1 protein-coding gene is annotated in these 252 nt (G+C 36.5%); it reads left to right on the top strand.

Translation table 11 applies throughout. From position 1 onward, the window contains the following. Positions 1 to 252: PH domain-containing protein (locus tag SB658_RS25990; RefSeq protein ID WP_410603367.1), on the top strand; the 252-nt coding region annotated here is incomplete at both ends.

Raw genomic sequence — 252 nt, 5'->3', positions numbered from 1 at the left:
CTGGTTGTTTGGCTTGCTAGTAACAGGAGCTATTACATTTATCCCGCTTGATTATTTTGTGTTTCCAAATTTACGTCAACGTTATTATAGTTACAGATTAAATGAAGAAGAGATTGAGATTCAAAAGGGAATGTTCGTTGTAAAACGCGTACTTATTCCGATGATACGTGTGCAGCACGTAACGATTGAACAGGGCCCAATTATGAGAAAGTATAATTTAGCAGAATTACATATTTCAACAGCGGCAACTTC

Source organism: Bacillus sp. SIMBA_008 (assembly GCF_046535495.1).
Taxonomy (GTDB): domain Bacteria; phylum Bacillota; class Bacilli; order Bacillales; family Bacillaceae; genus Bacillus; species Bacillus subtilis.
Note: the sequence above shows the minus strand (reverse complement) of the source record. Positions and strands in the feature narration are given on the sequence as shown.